The organism is Nocardia spumae, assembly GCF_020733635.1.
Classification (GTDB): Bacteria; Actinomycetota; Actinomycetes; order Mycobacteriales; family Mycobacteriaceae; genus Nocardia; species Nocardia spumae.
On the sequence record NZ_JAJFZL010000001.1, the window covers coordinates 2,807,466 to 2,823,453 of the forward strand.

Genomic DNA, 15,988 nt, shown 5'->3' on the forward strand with positions numbered 1-15,988 from the left:
CACCTCGTCGGGCACGGGCAGCACGGGAACGATCAGGCCGTGTCGGCGCGGGATGCGGCGGCCACGCGTTCGAGCGCTTGGAGATCCTTCTCGATCACGCCGTAGGACACATAGGCGAGAACGAAGCCGATGATGCCGCCGACGCACAGGATGCGAACCGCCCCGATGATGGCGTCGATATCCGAGGTCGGCAGGAAGGTGATGCCGGTGACCCCGACCAGCGGTACGGCGGCGGCCACGGTCAGGTAGAAGCCGGTGTGCCGGGCGAGGCGGCGCAGATGTTCGACGTCGGCGGCGTCGGATCGCCCGTGCGCCAGGAAGATCGGATAGAGGAACCGCACCACATACCAGGTGATCGCGAAGTACGGATACGCCAGCGCGACGGCGCCGCAGACGACCAGCGACAACAGGAAATGGGCGTAGGTGCCGTGCGGAACGCCCCCGGCGACGAGGTTCAGCATTATGGGGAACACCACGCCGCCGAGGACCCAGAACACGAAGGCGATCTCCGCCACCCGGTTGCCGAGCCGTAGCGCGTCGATACGTGCCCGGGTGAGGGTCGCGTCGGGATACTTCCGTCCCCTGTGCAGGCCGACGGATATTCGGATGAGGTGACGCGAGGTGTAGAGAATCAGGATGGTGGCCACCGCGATGGCCAGCGGGTAGAGCACCCGAGCGACATCGTGGAAGGACTGCTGGGCCTCGGGCGTGAGCTTGCTGACGATCAGCGTTTTGTTGTAGTGATAGTTGTACCCGGCCGCCGCCACGTTCGGAACGGCGATGGCGATCGCGAGAATCGGGATCGGCCACAGCGGCCCGCCGAATCGGTGGCCGGGCTCCGGGGCGTCGACCAGATCGCGGGCACGGGCGTCCAGGCACAGCTCGAATTGCTGCGCGAGCTCCGCGCCGTTGGCCCACCGATCGGTTCGCTGCGGCGCCAGACAGGTCAACAGCACACGCCGCAGCGAGGCCGGGCAGTCGGCGGGCAGATCATCGAGGAAGCGGGAGGCGATCGGGCGGCGCCGCAGTGCCAGTAGCTGCGCGACGGAGGTCCGAGCATCCTTCGCCTCGATCGGGGGGAACGGCCGGTGCCCGGCCAGCAGCTCCCACAGCATGACGCCGAGCGCGTAGATATCGCTGCGGGTATCGAGGTCGTCGACCGTGCCGGGCAGCTGCGGATGGCTCGCCTCGAGGTGCTCGGGGGACATATAGGCCAGCGATCCGCCGAAGTACGCGACCGGACTGCTGCCCGCGACATGGTCGCTGAAACTGATGTTGAAATCGGCCAATTTCGGTGCGGCATAAGCGGAGAGCAGCACATTCGCCGGTTTGATGTCGCGGTGCAGCACACCGCGCCGTTCGGCGTAGTCGAGGGCTCCGGCGAGCCGGCGTCCGAGCCAGGCCACCGTCTCGGGCCATGACAGGTTCGCGATCTCGTCGCGTGCCCGGGTGCCCGAGGTGGGTATCTCGCCCTTCTCCGCCAATGCCTCGTCGACGGCGTCCAGTAGCAGCTGACCGCCGCGTCGTTGCGGTGCCGTGGCACGGACCCGTTTCAGCACCGCGGCCAGCGTCCCGCCCGGCACGTACTGCATGTACAGCAGCTTCAGGCCCCGATCCGGGAGCACGCGCTGGTCGTACACCCGGACGATGGATTCGTGGTCGAGCTGGGCGAGAGTCTGTGGTTCGGTGCCGTGATCGGTGGAGATCTTCACGGCCACCAAGCGCTGCATCGATCGCTGCCGTGCCAGGAACACCGTCGCGAAGGCCCCATGGCCCAGCTCCAACAGCAGGTCGAAGTCGTCGATGCGCCGGCCGGGTTCGAGATCCTCGTCGAGCTCGGGCGCAGCCGGCCGCTCGCTGATCGGCTGCGGCGCGGTATGCGCCGCCGGATCGAAGGCGGCGGTGCCGTCATCTTCCGGTCGGGTGCCCATGACCGGCTACTCCGAGGTGTGACTCCGAGACATGGTGAATTCTATCGCGCACAGCCGCCTCCGGCGTATCCGCGATGAGCGGCGAGCGCCCGCGCACGATTCACATGTAGGGCCAGTGGTCAGCGTCGCGATGAGTGTGTCGCTGCAGGTGGGGATCGTCGGTGGGGCGGAGCCAGCGCACCGGCACACACGTGGGCTCGATCGACGGGACCCGGGCGGGGCGGCCGTGGCGGTCGACCAGCGATCCGGTGACACGGTAGCGCTGGCCGGGTGGCAGGCCGAGACCGATGGCCTGGCGGTCACTGAGCTCGATGTCGATGGAGGAGCGCTCGATCAGTCGCAGGCCCTCGGCCGTGACCGGGGTGGCACTGTGGTCGATGCCGGTGACGGTCAGCCGGAACCGGGCGCCGATCAGCAGGCCGGCCGCCCACATGTGTGTGCCCAGCCGGTCGCGGTCGGGATAGCGAGCGGTCGGCAGTCGGTGGGGGACCAGCACCACGTAGGTGTGCCCGATCTCCACATCACGGGCGCGCACATATCCAGATTCGTTTCTGCGCGACGTCGGGGTGATAGTCGCAGCGAACTTCTCAGGTCATTCTCAAAGTTCGCCGCGCGGAGTCGCGGCAGGCGAACCGGGCATGTGCGGCTGGGCGCCCGCGAGGCGGCGCCGGAGCAGCGGCTCGCGGCCGACCCATCCGGCCGGCTCGATACCTCGAATACCAGACGCTGCTGTCGGAAAGCACTGCTCGGGAGAAAGGAACGCTGTTGTCCAGCGGACTCGTCGCGGTTATCGGATCCCTCGTCTCGAATCTCGGCGCCATCATCACCGGGGTCGTCGGTTTGCTGCTCTGATGTGCGCGCGGCGGATTCGGTGAGCTGCCTTCGGATTCCACCGGATCCGCCGCGGGTGCGTCACGTGCCGGATCGAGTCCACCCCCGATCGGTGCGATGCTGGTGGGATGGCCGCCTCACTCGTGGGACCACGGTCCCTGCCCGCGCAACTGCGTCCGTACCTGCGAGAGCTCGTCCGGCGTACCCGGATCGTGTGCGAGCCGCAGCTGGTGAGCATCTTCGCCGTGGGCTCGCTGGCTCTGGGCGATTACCGGCACGGACGCAGTGATGTGGATATCACGGTGGTCGCCGATCCGGCGCTGCCGGACGCGGCACTGCTCGAGCTGGCCGAGGCGCTGACCGATCTCGATTGTCCCGCAGCGGGTCTGGAACTGGTGCTGTACGACGCGGATGTCATCGGTCAGCGCTGTGACCGGGCCGGGTACCGTCTCGATCTCAACACCGGCCCGCTGCTGCCCCATCGGGTCAGCGTCGATGCGGCGCAGTCGCCCGCGTTCTGGTACGTGATCGATCGCGGTGTCGCCTATCAGGCAGGACGGCTGTTGTACGGTCGCCCCGTGCGGCAGGTCGTCGGGGCGCCCGCGCGCGCCGACCAGCTGGCGGCGGTATCGGCTTCGGTGCGCGAGCATGCCACCGGGGAGGGGCACCTGGCCGACAATCAGGTCCTCAACGGCTGCCGCTCGGTGATGTTCTGCCGCACGGGACGCTGGTTCGCCAAATATGCCGCCGCACAGGATATCCGGCTCACCGCAGCGCGTTTCCGGCCGCTCGTCGACCTCGCGCTCGCCAGCTTCGACCGGCCTCGATCGAGCCCCGATGAGCTCCCGGCCGCCGAGGTGCGACGGTTCCTGTCCTGGGTGGCCGTCGAAGTGGAATCGACAGTGCGCAGCGAACCGCCGCCATCGTCCGGGGCCGGATGATCGCCGTGCTCTCCTTCGATCATTGTCGCGGACCGGTTCTACGACGCGCGCCGCTGCGCCGGTCGGCGCAGTGCGGTGCGCAATCCGCGGCGGCCTCGCACAGCGTTGTCCTCCCCGTGGGCCGGCGGGGCGGGAACGGGGAATTTACGCTCCGACGCCGTCTCCGGGGCGTCATCGGAGTCGGCGCGCAGGAATCGGTCCGGAACCGCCAACTTGTGGACGGTGCGCATCGCCAGCAGATACTGACGCGGCAGTGAACCGCTGGTGTAGGGCAGATCGTATTTCTCGCACAGTGCCCGCACGCGTACCGCGATTTCGGCATAGCGATTACTGGGCAGGTCGGGGAACAAGTGGTGCTCGATCTGATAGCACAGGTTCCCGCTCAGGACGGCCAGCAGGGGGCCGGCGGTGAAGTTCGCACTGCCCAGCAGTTGCCGCAGATACCACTCGTGCTCGGATTCCCGCTCGACCACTCCGGAGGTGAACTTCTCCGCGCCGTCCGGGAAATGTCCGCAGAAGATCACCGTATGCGCCCAGAGGTTTCGCACTATGTTGGCGGCGACGGTGGCGGTCAGGGTCCGCCGCCACCGGCGGCCGGTCAGAGCGGGGAACAGCACGTAGTCCTTCCCGATCTGCCGGACCGCCTTGCCCAGGAACGCTGTGGTGTGGCCGGACCGGGCCGCACGTCCGTCCGAGCGTTCGTATTCGGCGTAGAGCCCGTGTAACGCGATGCCCCACTCGAAGGTCAGGGCCAACAGCAGGTTCTGCAACGGCTGCAGGATCATGTACGCGCGCCAGGGCTGATCGCGGGTCACGCGCATGACCCCGAAGCCGATATCGTCGTCCATCCCGAGCACATTCGTATAGACGTGGTGTCGGACGTTGTGTGCGTAACGCCACTGCGACGACGGTGCCGCCATATCCCATTCCCATGTGCTGGAATGGATTTCGGGATCGTTCATCCAGTCCCATTGGCCGTGGCAGATGTTGTGGCCGATTTCCATGTTCTCCACACATTTGGCCAGCGTCAGCCCGGTCACTCCCAGCGCCCAACCGACTCTGCCTCGGCTTACCGCGATCATGATCCGGGCTGCCACGTCGAGGACACGCTGGGAGACAATCGTGCGGCGGATATACGCCGCGTCGCGCGCTCCTCTGCCGTCCTCGACGTCACGCCGAATCGCGTCGAGTGCACGACCGAGTTCGGTGATGTCGGCGTCGCTCAGATGTGCGTAGGCCGCGACGTCGGCAATAGCCATGTGTTCCTTTCCCGGACCTGCGCGAGCAGGTGGAGCAGTGCGCCCTCACCGATCGGTGACGACGGCGAATCGGTGTTCAGAATCCACTTCTGAGCAGCCGTTCGAAACGATCGAGAACACTGACCACGCGTTCGGCCGGCACGCGTAGACGCGTGTCGCGGAATGTATTCCACCACACCCCGGCCGCGCGAAGCGGGCCGAATATCCAATGCTCGGTGGTCATGCAGATCATCCCGTCTCCGGATGGGAAGCGGCAGTCGGCCCTCGACGGCCTACCGTCCGCTGCACGAGACCGGGTGTCTGTTTCGAACCTACGGGAACCTGTCACCGGTGTCCATGTCGCGGCGCGAAAACATGGCCTGACCGGCATGTTCGAGGCTCTCGCGGAGTCGTGTGCCGAGCTCGGCGCCGGCCGGGTGGGCCCGATCAGCCCTCCCGGCTGCCGATCGATGCGGCCAGGAAGGGCCAGGACCGGTGCAGGTCGTCCTCCCAGTAGCCCCAGGAATGGGTCCCGACCGGCCGATCATCCACTGTCACGGGAATATTCAGCTCATGCAGTCGCCGCGTGAGGTTGGCGGTGCACAGATGCACCGCCGCCTCGATGGGCCCGCCGAAGACGATCTGCACCGGCAACGGAATCCTTCCCTCCGCGACCCGCCGGTCACCCGGGGTGTCGTGGGGCGCGCCCGGCATACCGCTACCCGAACTCAGATAAACGGCCGTACCGCGCAATCGGTCCGCGTTGACCAGCGGATCGTTGGCCCGCCACAGCGGCCCGCCGGCCGGCCCCCACATATTCTCCACGCTGCGACCGCCACCCCAGTTCTCCACGGTCAGCCGGACGAACTCGTGGCCCATCGGATCCGAGGTCTGCGCACAACCGCTGTAGGAGGCCACGCTCTTCCAGAAGCCGGGCCTGGCGATGGCGAGATCGAGTACCGAGGTGCCGCTCATCGAAACACCCGCCGGCGCGCGGTTGCCGTCGGCTCCGAGGAAGTCCTCGATCACCGGCGGGAGTTCGTCGTCGAGGAAGGTCTGCCATTTGTTGCGACCCAGAACCGGATCGTCGTTCATCCAGTCGGTGTAGTACGAACTGGCGCCGTCGACCGGGTTCACCACGTTGACATCCCTGTCGCGCAGGAAGTCCAACGCGTCGGTCTGCGCATCCCATCCGCTCTGGTTCGGGCCGCCCTGGGAACCGTTGAGCAGATACAGCGTGGGACGCGGGGCCGCGGCGGCGGCGCGCACGACGAGCAGGGGAATCGGGCGGTCCATGGCGGGGGAGTAGACGGCTACCCGCTGCTGCCGGTCGCCGATCTGCTCCACGGACACCACCCGGGCTGTCCGGGGTGCGGCGGTGGCGGTGCCGGTCACGCCGGCGCACAGCTCCCGGCGCCGCTTTGGTCGCGCGGGAAAACAGGCGGTGCCCGAAGCACGGCGCGCGGCGCAGGAGGGGCGCTCGGCGCGCCGACCGTGCTAGTGCAGAACCTTCAAGCCGACCACACATCCCACGATCCCCAGCAGCAGAAGAACTTTCAGCGGGGAGGTGGTTTCGGCTCCGGTGATCATCGAGCAGGTCACCGTCAGTACCGCGCCGATGCCGACCCACACCGCATACGAGGTGCCGATCGGGAGCTGGCGCATGGCGATCGCCAGTCCGGTCATGCTCAGGGTCAGCGCCACCGCGAACACCACCGACGGCAGCAGCCTGCTGAACCCCTCGGATTTGCCGAGGGCGATCGCCCATACCGCTTCGAGCACGCCGGACAGAATCAGAACGAGCCAGGCCATGACGAGTCCTTCCGGCCGTCTTGTCGCTCGCCGGGTACGGCTCCCTCGTCCGGAACTCCCTGTCACGGGGTCTGCCTCTACCGTGGCAAACTTCACGCAACGAGGCAAGCTACGGCCGTGGTGAGGATGGTCTCCACCTCACGATCCGCTTCGGCGGGCATAGAAGATCTTGCCGACCTGCAGGTAGGCGAGCCGATCGGCGGCACGGAAGCTGACGCGGCGGACGACGTTGTAGACGTGGGCGTCCTTGCCGATCACCACCCGGCCCCGGCCCTTCAGGGTGGCGTCGACCATGCGGCGAGCCACCCGCACGGGCGCGGCGGCGAAAACTCTCGCCACCGCTTCAGGCGCTCCCAGTTGGGCCGCGCTCGCGCGCACGAGATCGGTCCACACCGTGCCCGGAACCACCGTGGTCACCGTGACGTTCGAGCGCCCACGCAGATCCTGGGACAGGCCGTATCCGAACAGTGCCAGCGCGGCCTTGGACGCGCCGTACAGGGTCGAGCCCGGCACCGGGACGAGCGCCGACATACTCGAGGTGTTCATGACAACGGCCTCGGGCCGCCGCAGCAGGTGCGGGAGAAAGGCCCGGCACATCCACACCGCGCCGAAGAAGTTCACTCGCATCAGGGTGTCGATGCGGTCGTCGTCGACCTCGGCCACCGTCTGGAACTGCTGGGCGATGCCGGCAATGTTGAACAGGCCGTCGATCTGCCCGTGCGCGGCGAGCACCGTTTCGGGAAAGGCCCGCACCGCCTCGCGGTCCCCGATATCGAGGCGGTGAGCCGAGAACCGCGTCCGATCACCGACCAGCTCCGCCGTCGCGGCCAGCGCTTGCTCGTCGAGGTCGGCCCCCGCGACAACCGCCCCGCGCCGCACCAGTTCCGTGGCGACGCACCGCCCGATGCCGTTGCCGGCGCCGGTGACGACGAATACTTTTCCCGCGACCTGCACGGTTGATCTCCTTCCGACCCTCCTGGGACCGCGCTCGAAAGTGACCGAGCGCGTGGAGGACTCACCGGCCGGTTGTATCACCTCACCCGGCCGTGAGGCATGCGGTTGCCGTTGATCGGACGAACTCCCCCGCGTCACGCGCGGAGGATGATGCCAGGATCGAGGGGTGGGCGAAGGACTGCCACTCGCCCCGGGCGAGTTGGAGCTGCGGATGAGCCCCGCGGGCGATCCGGAGTCGCCGGTGGTGGTGATGTCGCTGGACGCGTGGCGTGGGGGGTCCCCGGAGCGGATCCGGCGGATGGCCGACGCCCTGGCGAGCACCCTGCGAATCACGGTGGGTGTGCTCGAATCCGAGCCGGCCCCCGAGCTGGCGCCCCTACTGCGGGCGATGACCTCGACGCTGTCGGCGGCCGCGGGGGGAGAGATCCGCGAGTCGGTGCACAGTGCCGATATCGCGGCGGATCTGGCACTGCTCTCCGATGCCGTGGCACGCACTCCGCGGGCGAGTGTCGCGCTGGCCGGATTGCTGCGCGCGACGCAGACGACCGATGCCGACGATGCCTCGCGGGCGGCCGGGAAGCGGCCCCGCGCCGACGCGGTCTGTGAGCCCGCGCTCGGCTGATGGGGCGTCACCGATCGGTAACAGTGTCGGCCGGGGGTGAGATTGTTCTGACATGGCTACCTTGCCTCGGGCTGCATACATCCCGTTCGACACCGATATGGGGTTGGATCCGGCAGTAGAGCTCGCCGCCGGGTTTCTGAAACGTGTCGGCGCGGACGAGGCCGCGATCGTCATCCTCCCGGAGAAGCGGGTTCTGGGCGTTTCGGGGCCACTACAACGATTCTCACGGAATCGGACAGTTCTCACTCCACGAAATGCGAACCAGTCCGCCCTCGCGTACGGCCATCCCGCTCTGGTGTGCGCGCCCGGGCTGAAAGAACTCGAGCTGGCCCGCAGGTACACCCGTGACAATCCCGTCGTCGTGGTGGAAGACCCGTCGTTCTCCTGTGGCTTCTGGGCCGATGAGATCGGCGCGCTGAATCTGGTGGAACGACGGATTCACATGACGACTCGACCGGAACGGCATCGCAAGATCCTCGAAGGAATCGACTACGCCGGCACCAACGGGTGGGGCGACGCGCCCGGAAAGCGGGACCTGCACCGGTATCTCGCGGAACTCGCGGAGATCGATGCGCTCGACAAGAACGAGATCCTCGCCCACCAACTCGTCCACGGCAGGCACGGGCATTACGGCTCACTGACCTGCCTGGGCCGCGAGATCGACCGGGCCCGGCACGGGTAGTGCGGGCGAGAGCCCGGTGTGCGATCGTCGCTAGCGGGCGTGGCGGTCGTGTCGCAGGCGATGCCGGACCGAAGCGTGATGCCATGCCATCGTGAGGGCGACCACGGCGATGGCCACCAGGACCGCGGTGGCGGCGAGCAGAGTGGTCAGCGCCGCGGTGCCGGGTCCGATGCCGGCGTTGTGGTGGCGAATCAGCAGTGCCGCGCCGAGCGGGCCGATCGCGGCCAGGGCCGGTATCAGCAGGAGCAGCCCGACGGTCGCGGGGCGGGCCGGACCCGGTGCGCGCCACGACCGTTGCCGTACGGTTCGCCGAAAGTTGCCGTGTGTCATCACGTTCATGACAACCCCCAGGTTGCACTATCGGGGTCGGTCGGCTCCGCTGCGTCGCGGGCCGGATAGGTAGACGAAGATCATTGCAGCAGTTGAGCTTTGGTGGCCGCGAACTCCTGGTCCGAGAGTACGCCGGATCGATGCAGTTCGCCCGGCTGTTGCAGTTCGGCGACCGGATCGTCACCGGGCCCGGCGGCTGCCGCGGGAGCCGGTGCGGCGGGCGGCGGCGCGTAGTACCGCGCGGGTTCGGGTGCGTAAGCCTGTTGTTGGGTGCAGGCCTGCTGGTCGGTGTATGCCTGCTGTTCGGCCGCTCGGCGCTGGGCGCGGCGGTTGACCGCGGTGGCGGTGGCGCTGGCCGTGCCGGCGACCACCGCGGTCCGCGCCACCGTGCCCAGCAGTCCCGGCCGCCCGATACGTCCTGCTCGAAACACCATTACCGGAACTGCCAGTTCCACGGGACCCACATTGTCGGCAGTCATATCCGGCATTGTTCCGATTCCGGCACTGCCGCGGCTCATCCGATTCGGGTGAGAAGGCATCGGCTGACGACGGCCGCACGAAGCCCGCCGAATGACCGCCGGCTCACCGCTCCCGGCGTGAGCGCCGGGTCAGCAGCCCGGCCAGCCATCCGACGACGAACATCACCAGCAGTACCAGCCACATCGGCGAGGCGATGGTGACCATCAGGATATTGATGTCGACGCGGTGGTGATTCTGCGCGACGAAGATGACGGCCAGCACCGCCAGGACGATCGCGACCCACTGGGCCGCGGAAATCCTGGACAGTACGGATGTTTTCGGCCTCGAAGTCATCGCGATCCTCCGGGAATGTCGAGGTGGTGCGCGGTCACGACGATCAGTGTCGAACCGATCGTCCGGATCGGCATCACCCACCGCGGATGATCCGGGGACCGTCCCGGGCTCAACGATCACCGCCCCGGCTGCCGACCGTGTGCACGACGACCACCGTCGGATTCCAGGGGACCAGATCGTCGACCGAGCGCTGCAGCTGTGCGACCGGCGGCAGCTGCTGGGGGCCGAGAACCGACACCGTGGCGGTATCGCTGTGGAGGGTGACGTCGGTGACCTCGGCGCCCGGGATCTGCTGCAGCCAGCTCTGCGCGGCGTCGGAGATCTGGCGTGCCCACAACGATGTCAGTGAGTTCACCGTCATCGGGACGACCACCAGAAGCAGAGCGATCGCCAAGACGGCGTAGGCCCGGCCGCGGCGGATGGCGGCGTCTTCGTCGCGGCCGTATCCGGCGATCACCAGCACGACGGTCGTGGTGATGATCATGGCCAGCACATTGGATGCGAAGAGTACGAAAGCGCCCAGGGCCAGGGCGGGAGCATCGGATCCCAGGCAGACGCCGACCACGCCCAGCGGTGGAACGAGGGAAATGGCGATGGCGACGCCGGGAAGTACATCGCCGACATCGCGGCGGGTGATCGCTACCGCGGCCACCAGCCCGGTCGCCAACGCCGCGGTCAGATCCATGAGTTTCGGCGACGTGCGACCCACCACCTGCGAATTCGACAGCACGTCGACCGGATTCGGTAGCAACTGCGCGAACAGGTATCCGAGGACGACGACCACTCCGATCCCGGCCAGGACCAGCAGCACGCTGCGTCCGATGAGTCGGGCCCGACCGGTGACGATCCCCAAGCCGATTCCCAGAATCGGCACCGACAACGGTGCCACGATCATCGCGCCGATCACTGTCGCGGTGGAGTCTCCGACAACGCCGGAGATGGCGATGATCGCCGAGAGGACGAGCATCATCCAGAATGCGGACCGCTTGGCGCCGGTGTCGCCGGTGGACAGGTCCAGACGGTCGGTGAGTTCGTCGAGAGTACGACGCTGGCTGGTGGGCAGCAGATGGTGCACGACAGGTCCTTCCGTGCCGATATCGATGGCAGCGGCTTCGCCATCCGCCGAAAGGCCTGTCCGCGGTGCCGGATCCGGTGACTCGTCGGCAGCGGATCGCTGTCCAGGATCGAGGTTAGAAGCGCCGGTGAGTTCGGACATCGCCCGATCCGGGTGATCCGGCATCGGGCGCGGCGGGGGACGGTCGGGATCCGTCCGGCCCCTTCCGGACGGTGATACCCCCGGCCGAGATCCCGCGCCACCGACGTCCCGGCATCGTCGGCTCCGGTCGGTGCGACTACGGTGTGCGGGCTTCGATCAGGGTACGGCTGGAGTGGGCCACGAACGGCCCGTGTTCGCGAATCTCGTTGTGGAGCAGCATAAGCCGGTCGCGATAGACGTCGACGGTGAAGCCGGGGACCATCCACACCACCTTGCGCAGGAAGTAGACCACCGCGCCGATATCGGCGAACTCCATCCGCAGCCGCTCGGTGCGCAGGTCGACGATGCGCAGCCCGGCGTCGCGGGCCGCCGCGGCCTCGTCGTCGGGGTCGCGTGCGCGACGTGCCCGCGGCTGCGGGCCGAGGAAGTATTCGACGAGCTCGAAAACGCTGGCCGGGCCGACGTGCTGAGCGAAATAGGTCCCGCCCGGTCGCAGCACCCGGGCGATCTCGTCCCACCACACGGTGACCGGATGGCGACTGGTGACCAGGTCGAACGCCGCGTCGGCGAACGGCAGCGGCGGCTCGTCCGGATCGGCGACGACGACCACGCCGCGCGGATGCAGCAGCGCGGTCGCCTCGGCGATATTCGGTGCCCACGATTCGGTGGCCACCATCGTCGGCGGGAACTTCGTTGCCTCGGCGAGGACTTCGCCGCCGCCGGTCTGGATGTCGAGTGCGGCGGTCGCCGTCGACAAGCGGGCGCTCATCTGCCGCTGGTACCCCCAGGACGGGCGTTGTTCGGTGGCGCGTCCGTCGAGCCAGGCGAAGTCCCAGCCCGCCACCGGCGCCGCCGACGCCTCGGATATCAGGTCGTCGAACGAGCGGTCCATGTGGCAGATTCTGCCAGCCGGCGCTCGGTCCCGGGGTCGGCGGTCGATACGGCAGGTGGAGCGCCTCCAGGTGTCCCGGTTGCGAGTTTTATGAAATACACACCTTTCATAAGTTCTGTCGGCTAAGTTCTGGCTACGCCGGACGATCGGCGATGAGAAAGTCGGAGGACACCGTGGAATTTCTTGGCTCAGTGGCCGGTCTAGCGCAGATGGTCATCGGTACCATCCTTGCCAACACCGGATCGGGTGGCTCCGGCTCCGGCTGGTGAACGCGACGGATTCGGCTCGCGTCCCGCGAGTCGAATCCGGCCGGGGGACTTCGGCGTCCACCGCTGTGCCTCTATTGTAGAGGCATGATCGATAGTGTGGTTCTCGATGCCTGGCGGTTCCGCGACATCTCGCAGCTGGCGACCGTGCTGACCGAGAACGCGACCTTCTCCAGTCCGGTCGCCGACTATCGCGGGCGGGCGAATGCCGCGCATGTGCTCGGCCTGATCGCGACGGTTCTCGACAGTGTCGAAGAGAGCGCGCGGTGGCGCGATGAGCGCGATGCGGTGTTCGCCTTCACCGCGCGGGCCGCCGGTAGTGAACTGCACGGCATGATCCGCGAGGAACACGAGGCGGGCGGCGGGCTCGGCCACGTGACGCTGTATCTGCGGCCCTATCGCGCACTACGCGAGGCGATGGCGATGATGGCCGAGCGGCTGCGGGATTCGCCGCTGCCCGAATCGGTGGGGTGAGGGTGGCCGCCGACATCCCGCGACCGGGACGGCAGGTCCGCGGCTCGACGGCCGGGCGGCCGGTCATGGCCCTGTTCGATCTGGTCGGGCGACGATGGGTGCTGCGCGTGCTCTGGGAACTCGATCGTGCCGAGACCCCGCTGACCTTCCGCGCCCTGCGCGCGGTGTGCGGTGAGGTTTCATCCAGCGTCTTGACCAGGCGATTGCACGAACTCACCGCGGCCGGCCTGGTCGAACACGCCGACGGGTACGTCCTGACGACGCTGGGACGCGAACTCGTCGAGGCGCTGCAACCGGTCACGGCGTGGGCCGAGAACTGGGCGCACGTGCTCGATGCCGACGAAGCCCGGCCGTGAGGTTCTCGCCCGCGCCCGGTTGGACGCGAGTCAGTAGTCCAGGGCGTGTTCGGGTTGGCAGACGTGCAGGGGGGACGGCAGGTACCGGACGATGGCGTCCAGGAGCGGGGTGACGTCGTCGACTCTCGGCGTGGCGTCGCACAGTACGGGGACGGCCTCGCCGATGCGGGTGAGGCCGCGGATGCGGTCGCGCAACCGGTCGGGTGGGATCGCGCCCGGGCCGGAATACCTGGCGTCCTGTGCGGACACGGTGGCGACCAGATCACGATAGCGCTGCTCGGCGAGAGCCCAATGGGGGCCGAAGAATTCGACGCCCATCGGCTCCAGTGCCCACATCGAGACCAGATCGATGACGCCGCCGAATCCGGTGCCGGCGCCGACGGGAATCTGCACCGTCAGCGGCACCGCCCCGCGCGTATCGGCGATCGTGGCGACGCTGCGGTCGAAGTCGGCGTCGACGTCGTCGAGTCCGGTCACCAGGCACATCCGTGCGACCTGATGGTCGTCGGCGACCCGCAGTAGCGTCTGCGACCGCGGGGCGCGCCGCTCGGCGGCGTGCACGACCGCGATCACTCCGTCGGCCACCCGGATGGACCGCTCCAGCTCCGCCAGGGGGGCCCGGCTCGACAGCTCGGTGAGGTGGATCGTGTGATCGACGCGGTCGGTCGTCCACTGGATCGTGCCGGAACCGGTCTCGGTGAATCGACGATGCAGGCGAGGGGCGATTCGGTTCGTCGCATCGGGTTCCCCGATGATCGTGACATTGCGGATCGTCTGCGGGTCAATGGCTTTGGTGCCCATCGGCGTGGTGATACTCCAGATCGACTCGCGGGTCCGGTCGCGTCCCGAATCCACTCACCGTACCCGCGCGCGTCCGTCCACGGAGTGGATTTCCATCCCCAAAATAGAACGTGTTCCTATACCGTGGGGTCTGTGCAGAAAGAACAACGACCTGCGGTGGCAGATTGGTTCACCGCGGACGACGGCGCGGTGCGTCTCGTGGGAAGTCGCTGCGATGTGTGCGCCACACCGTACTTCCCGCGAAACACGCTGGCCTGCCGCAACCCGCAGTGCGCGAGTCCGAAGGACGGCTCGGAGCTGGCCGAATACCTGTTCTCGACGCGTGGCCGGATCTGGTCGTACGCGGACGCCCGGTACAAGCCGCCGCCGCCCTATGTCGCGCCCGACCCGTTCGAGCCCTACGTCGTCGCGGCGGTCGAGCTCGAGGTCGAGCAGATGGTGATTCTCGGGCAGGTCGTACGCGGCCTCACCGTGGACGACCTGGCCGTCGGCATGCCGGTCGAACTGACCCTCGGCGTGCTGTACGAGGACGAGGAAGCGGAGCACACGGTGTGGATGTGGAGGCCGGTCGATGCCTGACACCAATGATCGCGATATCGCCGTCCTCGGTGCGGGTATGCACCAGTGGGGCAAGTGGGGACGCAACTTCGTCGAATACGGCCTGGTCGCGGCACGCGCGGCGCTGGCCGACGCCGGCGTGGACCACCGCGACGTCGGCTACATCGCCGGGGCCGACACCATCCGCAACGGCTACCCCGGTTTCGTGTCGGGTGCGACGTTCGCCCAGGCCCTGGGCTGGTCGGGCGCACGGATCTCGAGCAGCTATGCCGCCTGCGCCTCCGGTGCGCAGGCCATCGCCAACGCGCGTGCCCAGATCCTGGCCGGCCTGACCGATGTGGCGCTGGTGGTCGGCGCGGATGCCGCTCCGAAGGGGTTCTTCCAGCCGGTCGGCGGCGAGCGCCGCGACGATCCGGACTGGCTGCGCTTCCACCTGCTCGGCGCCACCAACCCGATCTATTTCGCGCTCTACGCCCGCCGGCGGATGGCGCTGCACGGTGCCACGCTCGACGATTTCGCCGCGGTCAAGGTGAAGAACGCCAAGCACGGCCTCAACAACCCGTACGCCCGGTACCGCAAGGAGGTGTCGGCCGAGGAGGTCGCCGCCTCGGCGATCGTGTCGGATCCACTGCGTCTGCTCGATATCTGCGCGACCAGTGACGGCGGCGCCGCGCTGGTGCTGACGTCGATGGATTACGCCCGCCGCCACGGCATCACTGACCCGGTCCGGATCAGTGCGCTGTCGACGGTCACGCCGACGTTCCCGAAAACCGTTCTCGACCTGCCGGACTTCGCGACGGACTCCGCCGTGGCCTTCGACGCCGCGCCGCCGACGTTCCGTTCCGCTATCGCGAACGCCGCGTACGAGGAGGCCGGGATCGGGCCGTCGGATCTGTCCCTGGCGGAGGTCTACGACCTGTCCACCGCGCTGGAACTGGACTGGTACGAGGATATCGGGCTGTGTGAGATCGGCGGCGCCGAGGAGCTGTTGCGCAGCGGCGCAACGACTGTGGGCGGCCGGGTGCCGGTGAATCCCAGTGGTGGTCTGGCCTGCTTCGGAGAGGCGATTCCCGCGCAGGCCATCGCGCAGATCTGCGAGCTCACCTGGCAGTTGCGGGGCCAGGCCGACGGCCGCCAGGTGGACAACGCCCGGGCCGGTATCGCGGTGAATCAGGGACTGTTCGGTCACGGATCGGCCATCATCGCCACCCGCTGATATCCGTTCACCCCGAAAACCCGGGCACTGCCCGGGTTTTCGGGGCTCTCAACTC

General features: G+C 67.9%; 19 protein-coding genes and 1 riboswitch. Of the genes, 7 read left to right on the plus strand and 12 right to left on the minus strand.

Going from position 1 to position 15,988, the window contains the following annotated elements:
- Positions 1-32: 32 nt before the first annotated feature.
- Both LKD76_RS12335 and LKD76_RS12340 read right to left on the minus strand, forming a co-directional pair.
- A complete protein-coding gene (locus tag LKD76_RS12335; RefSeq protein ID WP_227981227.1) occupies positions 33-1,931 on the minus strand; it encodes a serine/threonine-protein kinase in 1,899 nt (632 codons plus the stop codon).
- A 100-nt stretch (positions 1,932-2,031) separates the two neighbouring features.
- Complete coding sequence (locus LKD76_RS12340) at positions 2,032-2,466, minus strand: hypothetical protein (protein ID WP_227981228.1); 435 nt, start codon at positions 2,464-2,466, stop codon at positions 2,032-2,034.
- A gap of 424 nt (positions 2,467-2,890) precedes the next feature.
- Between LKD76_RS12340 and LKD76_RS12345 the strand changes: the two genes are divergently transcribed.
- The gene (locus LKD76_RS12345; protein WP_227981229.1) at positions 2,891-3,703 is read left to right on the plus strand and encodes a nucleotidyltransferase domain-containing protein; all 813 of its coding nucleotides are present in this window, start codon (positions 2,891-2,893) and stop codon (positions 3,701-3,703) included.
- Positions 3,704-3,741: 38 nt separating this feature from the next.
- Here the strand turns inward: LKD76_RS12345 and LKD76_RS12350 are convergent, their stop codons facing one another.
- The 4 genes from LKD76_RS12350 to LKD76_RS12365 all read right to left on the minus strand — a co-directional run bounded on the left by LKD76_RS12350 (position 3,742) and on the right by LKD76_RS12365 (position 7,707).
- Positions 3,742-4,962, minus strand: a complete 1,221-nt coding sequence (locus LKD76_RS12350; protein ID WP_227981231.1) for a fatty acid desaturase family protein — start codon at positions 4,960-4,962, stop codon at positions 3,742-3,744.
- 426 nt (positions 4,963-5,388) lie between these two features.
- Positions 5,389-6,336, minus strand: coding sequence for an alpha/beta hydrolase (locus tag LKD76_RS12355; protein ID WP_227981237.1), 948 nt, complete (start codon positions 6,334-6,336; stop codon positions 5,389-5,391).
- 102 nt (positions 6,337-6,438) lie between these two features.
- Positions 6,439-6,753 carry a DMT family transporter gene (locus LKD76_RS12360; protein ID WP_227981238.1) on the minus strand — a complete coding sequence of 105 codons (315 nt, stop codon included), beginning with the start codon at positions 6,751-6,753 and terminating at the stop codon, positions 6,439-6,441.
- A 10-nt stretch (positions 6,754-6,763) separates the two neighbouring features.
- A riboswitch (guanidine-III (ykkC-III) riboswitch) is annotated at positions 6,764-6,828 on the minus strand.
- 63 nt (positions 6,829-6,891) lie between these two features.
- Positions 6,892-7,707 carry an SDR family NAD(P)-dependent oxidoreductase gene (locus tag LKD76_RS12365; protein ID WP_227981239.1) on the minus strand — a complete coding sequence of 272 codons (816 nt, stop codon included), beginning with the start codon at positions 7,705-7,707 and terminating at the stop codon, positions 6,892-6,894.
- A 166-nt stretch (positions 7,708-7,873) separates the two neighbouring features.
- Between LKD76_RS12365 and LKD76_RS12370 the strand changes: the two genes are divergently transcribed.
- Both LKD76_RS12370 and LKD76_RS12375 read left to right on the plus strand, forming a co-directional pair.
- On the plus strand, positions 7,874-8,329 hold the full coding sequence (locus LKD76_RS12370; RefSeq protein WP_227981240.1) for a hypothetical protein: 456 nt from the start codon (positions 7,874-7,876) through the stop codon (positions 8,327-8,329).
- Between the two features lie 52 nt (positions 8,330-8,381).
- Positions 8,382-9,011, plus strand: a complete 630-nt coding sequence (locus LKD76_RS12375; protein WP_227981242.1) for a hypothetical protein — start codon at positions 8,382-8,384, stop codon at positions 9,009-9,011.
- 30 nt (positions 9,012-9,041) lie between these two features.
- Here LKD76_RS12375 and LKD76_RS12380 read toward each other — a convergent pair whose 3' ends face one another.
- The 5 genes from LKD76_RS12380 to LKD76_RS12400 all read right to left on the minus strand — a co-directional run bounded on the left by LKD76_RS12380 (position 9,042) and on the right by LKD76_RS12400 (position 12,262).
- Positions 9,042-9,350 carry a hypothetical protein gene (locus LKD76_RS12380; protein ID WP_227981243.1) on the minus strand — a complete coding sequence of 103 codons (309 nt, stop codon included), beginning with the start codon at positions 9,348-9,350 and terminating at the stop codon, positions 9,042-9,044.
- Positions 9,351-9,421: 71 nt separating this feature from the next.
- Positions 9,422-9,820, minus strand: a complete 399-nt coding sequence (locus LKD76_RS12385) for an SHOCT domain-containing protein (RefSeq protein ID WP_308188523.1) — start codon at positions 9,818-9,820, stop codon at positions 9,422-9,424.
- Positions 9,821-9,923: 103 nt separating this feature from the next.
- Positions 9,924-10,154 carry a LapA family protein gene (locus LKD76_RS12390; RefSeq protein WP_227981244.1) on the minus strand — a complete coding sequence of 77 codons (231 nt, stop codon included), beginning with the start codon at positions 10,152-10,154 and terminating at the stop codon, positions 9,924-9,926.
- 109 nt (positions 10,155-10,263) lie between these two features.
- Complete coding sequence (locus tag LKD76_RS12395; protein WP_227981245.1) at positions 10,264-11,229, minus strand: DUF389 domain-containing protein; 966 nt, start codon at positions 11,227-11,229, stop codon at positions 10,264-10,266.
- 277 nt (positions 11,230-11,506) lie between these two features.
- On the minus strand, positions 11,507-12,262 hold the full coding sequence (locus LKD76_RS12400) for a class I SAM-dependent methyltransferase (protein ID WP_227981247.1): 756 nt from the start codon (positions 12,260-12,262) through the stop codon (positions 11,507-11,509).
- Positions 12,263-12,615: 353 nt separating this feature from the next.
- Here LKD76_RS12400 and LKD76_RS12405 point away from each other — a divergent pair, with 353 nt between their 5' ends.
- Together LKD76_RS12405 and LKD76_RS12410 are read left to right on the plus strand one after the other, a co-directional pair.
- A complete protein-coding gene (locus tag LKD76_RS12405) occupies positions 12,616-13,002 on the plus strand; it encodes a hypothetical protein (RefSeq protein WP_227981248.1) in 387 nt (128 codons plus the stop codon).
- Positions 13,003-13,004: 2 nt separating this feature from the next.
- Positions 13,005-13,358, plus strand: coding sequence for a winged helix-turn-helix transcriptional regulator (locus tag LKD76_RS12410; RefSeq protein ID WP_227981249.1), 354 nt, complete (start codon positions 13,005-13,007; stop codon positions 13,356-13,358).
- Between the two features lie 30 nt (positions 13,359-13,388).
- Here the strand turns inward: LKD76_RS12410 and LKD76_RS12415 are convergent, their stop codons facing one another.
- A complete protein-coding gene (locus LKD76_RS12415) occupies positions 13,389-14,159 on the minus strand; it encodes a GTP-binding protein (RefSeq protein ID WP_227981251.1) in 771 nt (256 codons plus the stop codon).
- A gap of 156 nt (positions 14,160-14,315) precedes the next feature.
- Here LKD76_RS12415 and LKD76_RS12420 point away from each other — a divergent pair, with 156 nt between their 5' ends.
- Together LKD76_RS12420 and LKD76_RS12425 are read left to right on the plus strand one after the other, a co-directional pair.
- A complete protein-coding gene (locus LKD76_RS12420) occupies positions 14,316-14,738 on the plus strand; it encodes a Zn-ribbon domain-containing OB-fold protein (RefSeq protein ID WP_227981254.1) in 423 nt (140 codons plus the stop codon).
- Positions 14,731-15,933, plus strand: coding sequence for a lipid-transfer protein (locus LKD76_RS12425; RefSeq protein ID WP_227981256.1), 1,203 nt, complete (start codon positions 14,731-14,733; stop codon positions 15,931-15,933). The genes LKD76_RS12420 and LKD76_RS12425 overlap by 8 nt, the downstream gene beginning before the upstream one ends.
- Positions 15,934-15,988: the final 55 nt, after the last annotated feature.

Excerpts from the sequence above, each read along its gene's own strand:
- LKD76_RS12345 (WP_227981229.1), top strand. The coding sequence starts at position 2,891 with ATGGCCGCCTCACTCGTGGGACCACGGTCCCTGCCCGCGCAACTGCGT.
- LKD76_RS12425 (WP_227981256.1), top strand. The coding sequence starts at position 14,731 with ATGCCTGACACCAATGATCGCGATATCGCCGTCCTCGGTGCGGGTATG.
- LKD76_RS12390 (WP_227981244.1), bottom strand. The coding sequence starts at position 10,154 with ATGACTTCGAGGCCGAAAACATCCGTACTGTCCAGGATTTCCGCGGCC.
- LKD76_RS12380 (WP_227981243.1), bottom strand. The coding sequence starts at position 9,350 with ATGAACGTGATGACACACGGCAACTTTCGGCGAACCGTACGGCAACGG.
- LKD76_RS12350 (WP_227981231.1), bottom strand. The coding sequence starts at position 4,962 with ATGGCTATTGCCGACGTCGCGGCCTACGCACATCTGAGCGACGCCGAC.
- LKD76_RS12385 (WP_308188523.1), bottom strand. The coding sequence starts at position 9,820 with ATGACTGCCGACAATGTGGGTCCCGTGGAACTGGCAGTTCCGGTAATG.
- LKD76_RS12415 (WP_227981251.1), bottom strand. The coding sequence starts at position 14,159 with ATGGGCACCAAAGCCATTGACCCGCAGACGATCCGCAATGTCACGATC.
- LKD76_RS12405 (WP_227981248.1), top strand. The coding sequence starts at position 12,616 with ATGATCGATAGTGTGGTTCTCGATGCCTGGCGGTTCCGCGACATCTCG.
- LKD76_RS12360 (WP_227981238.1), bottom strand. The coding sequence starts at position 6,753 with ATGGCCTGGCTCGTTCTGATTCTGTCCGGCGTGCTCGAAGCGGTATGG.
- LKD76_RS12335 (WP_227981227.1), bottom strand. The coding sequence starts at position 1,931 with ATGGGCACCCGACCGGAAGATGACGGCACCGCCGCCTTCGATCCGGCG.
- LKD76_RS12400 (WP_227981247.1), bottom strand. The coding sequence starts at position 12,262 with ATGGACCGCTCGTTCGACGACCTGATATCCGAGGCGTCGGCGGCGCCG.
- LKD76_RS12375 (WP_227981242.1), top strand. The coding sequence starts at position 8,382 with ATGGCTACCTTGCCTCGGGCTGCATACATCCCGTTCGACACCGATATG.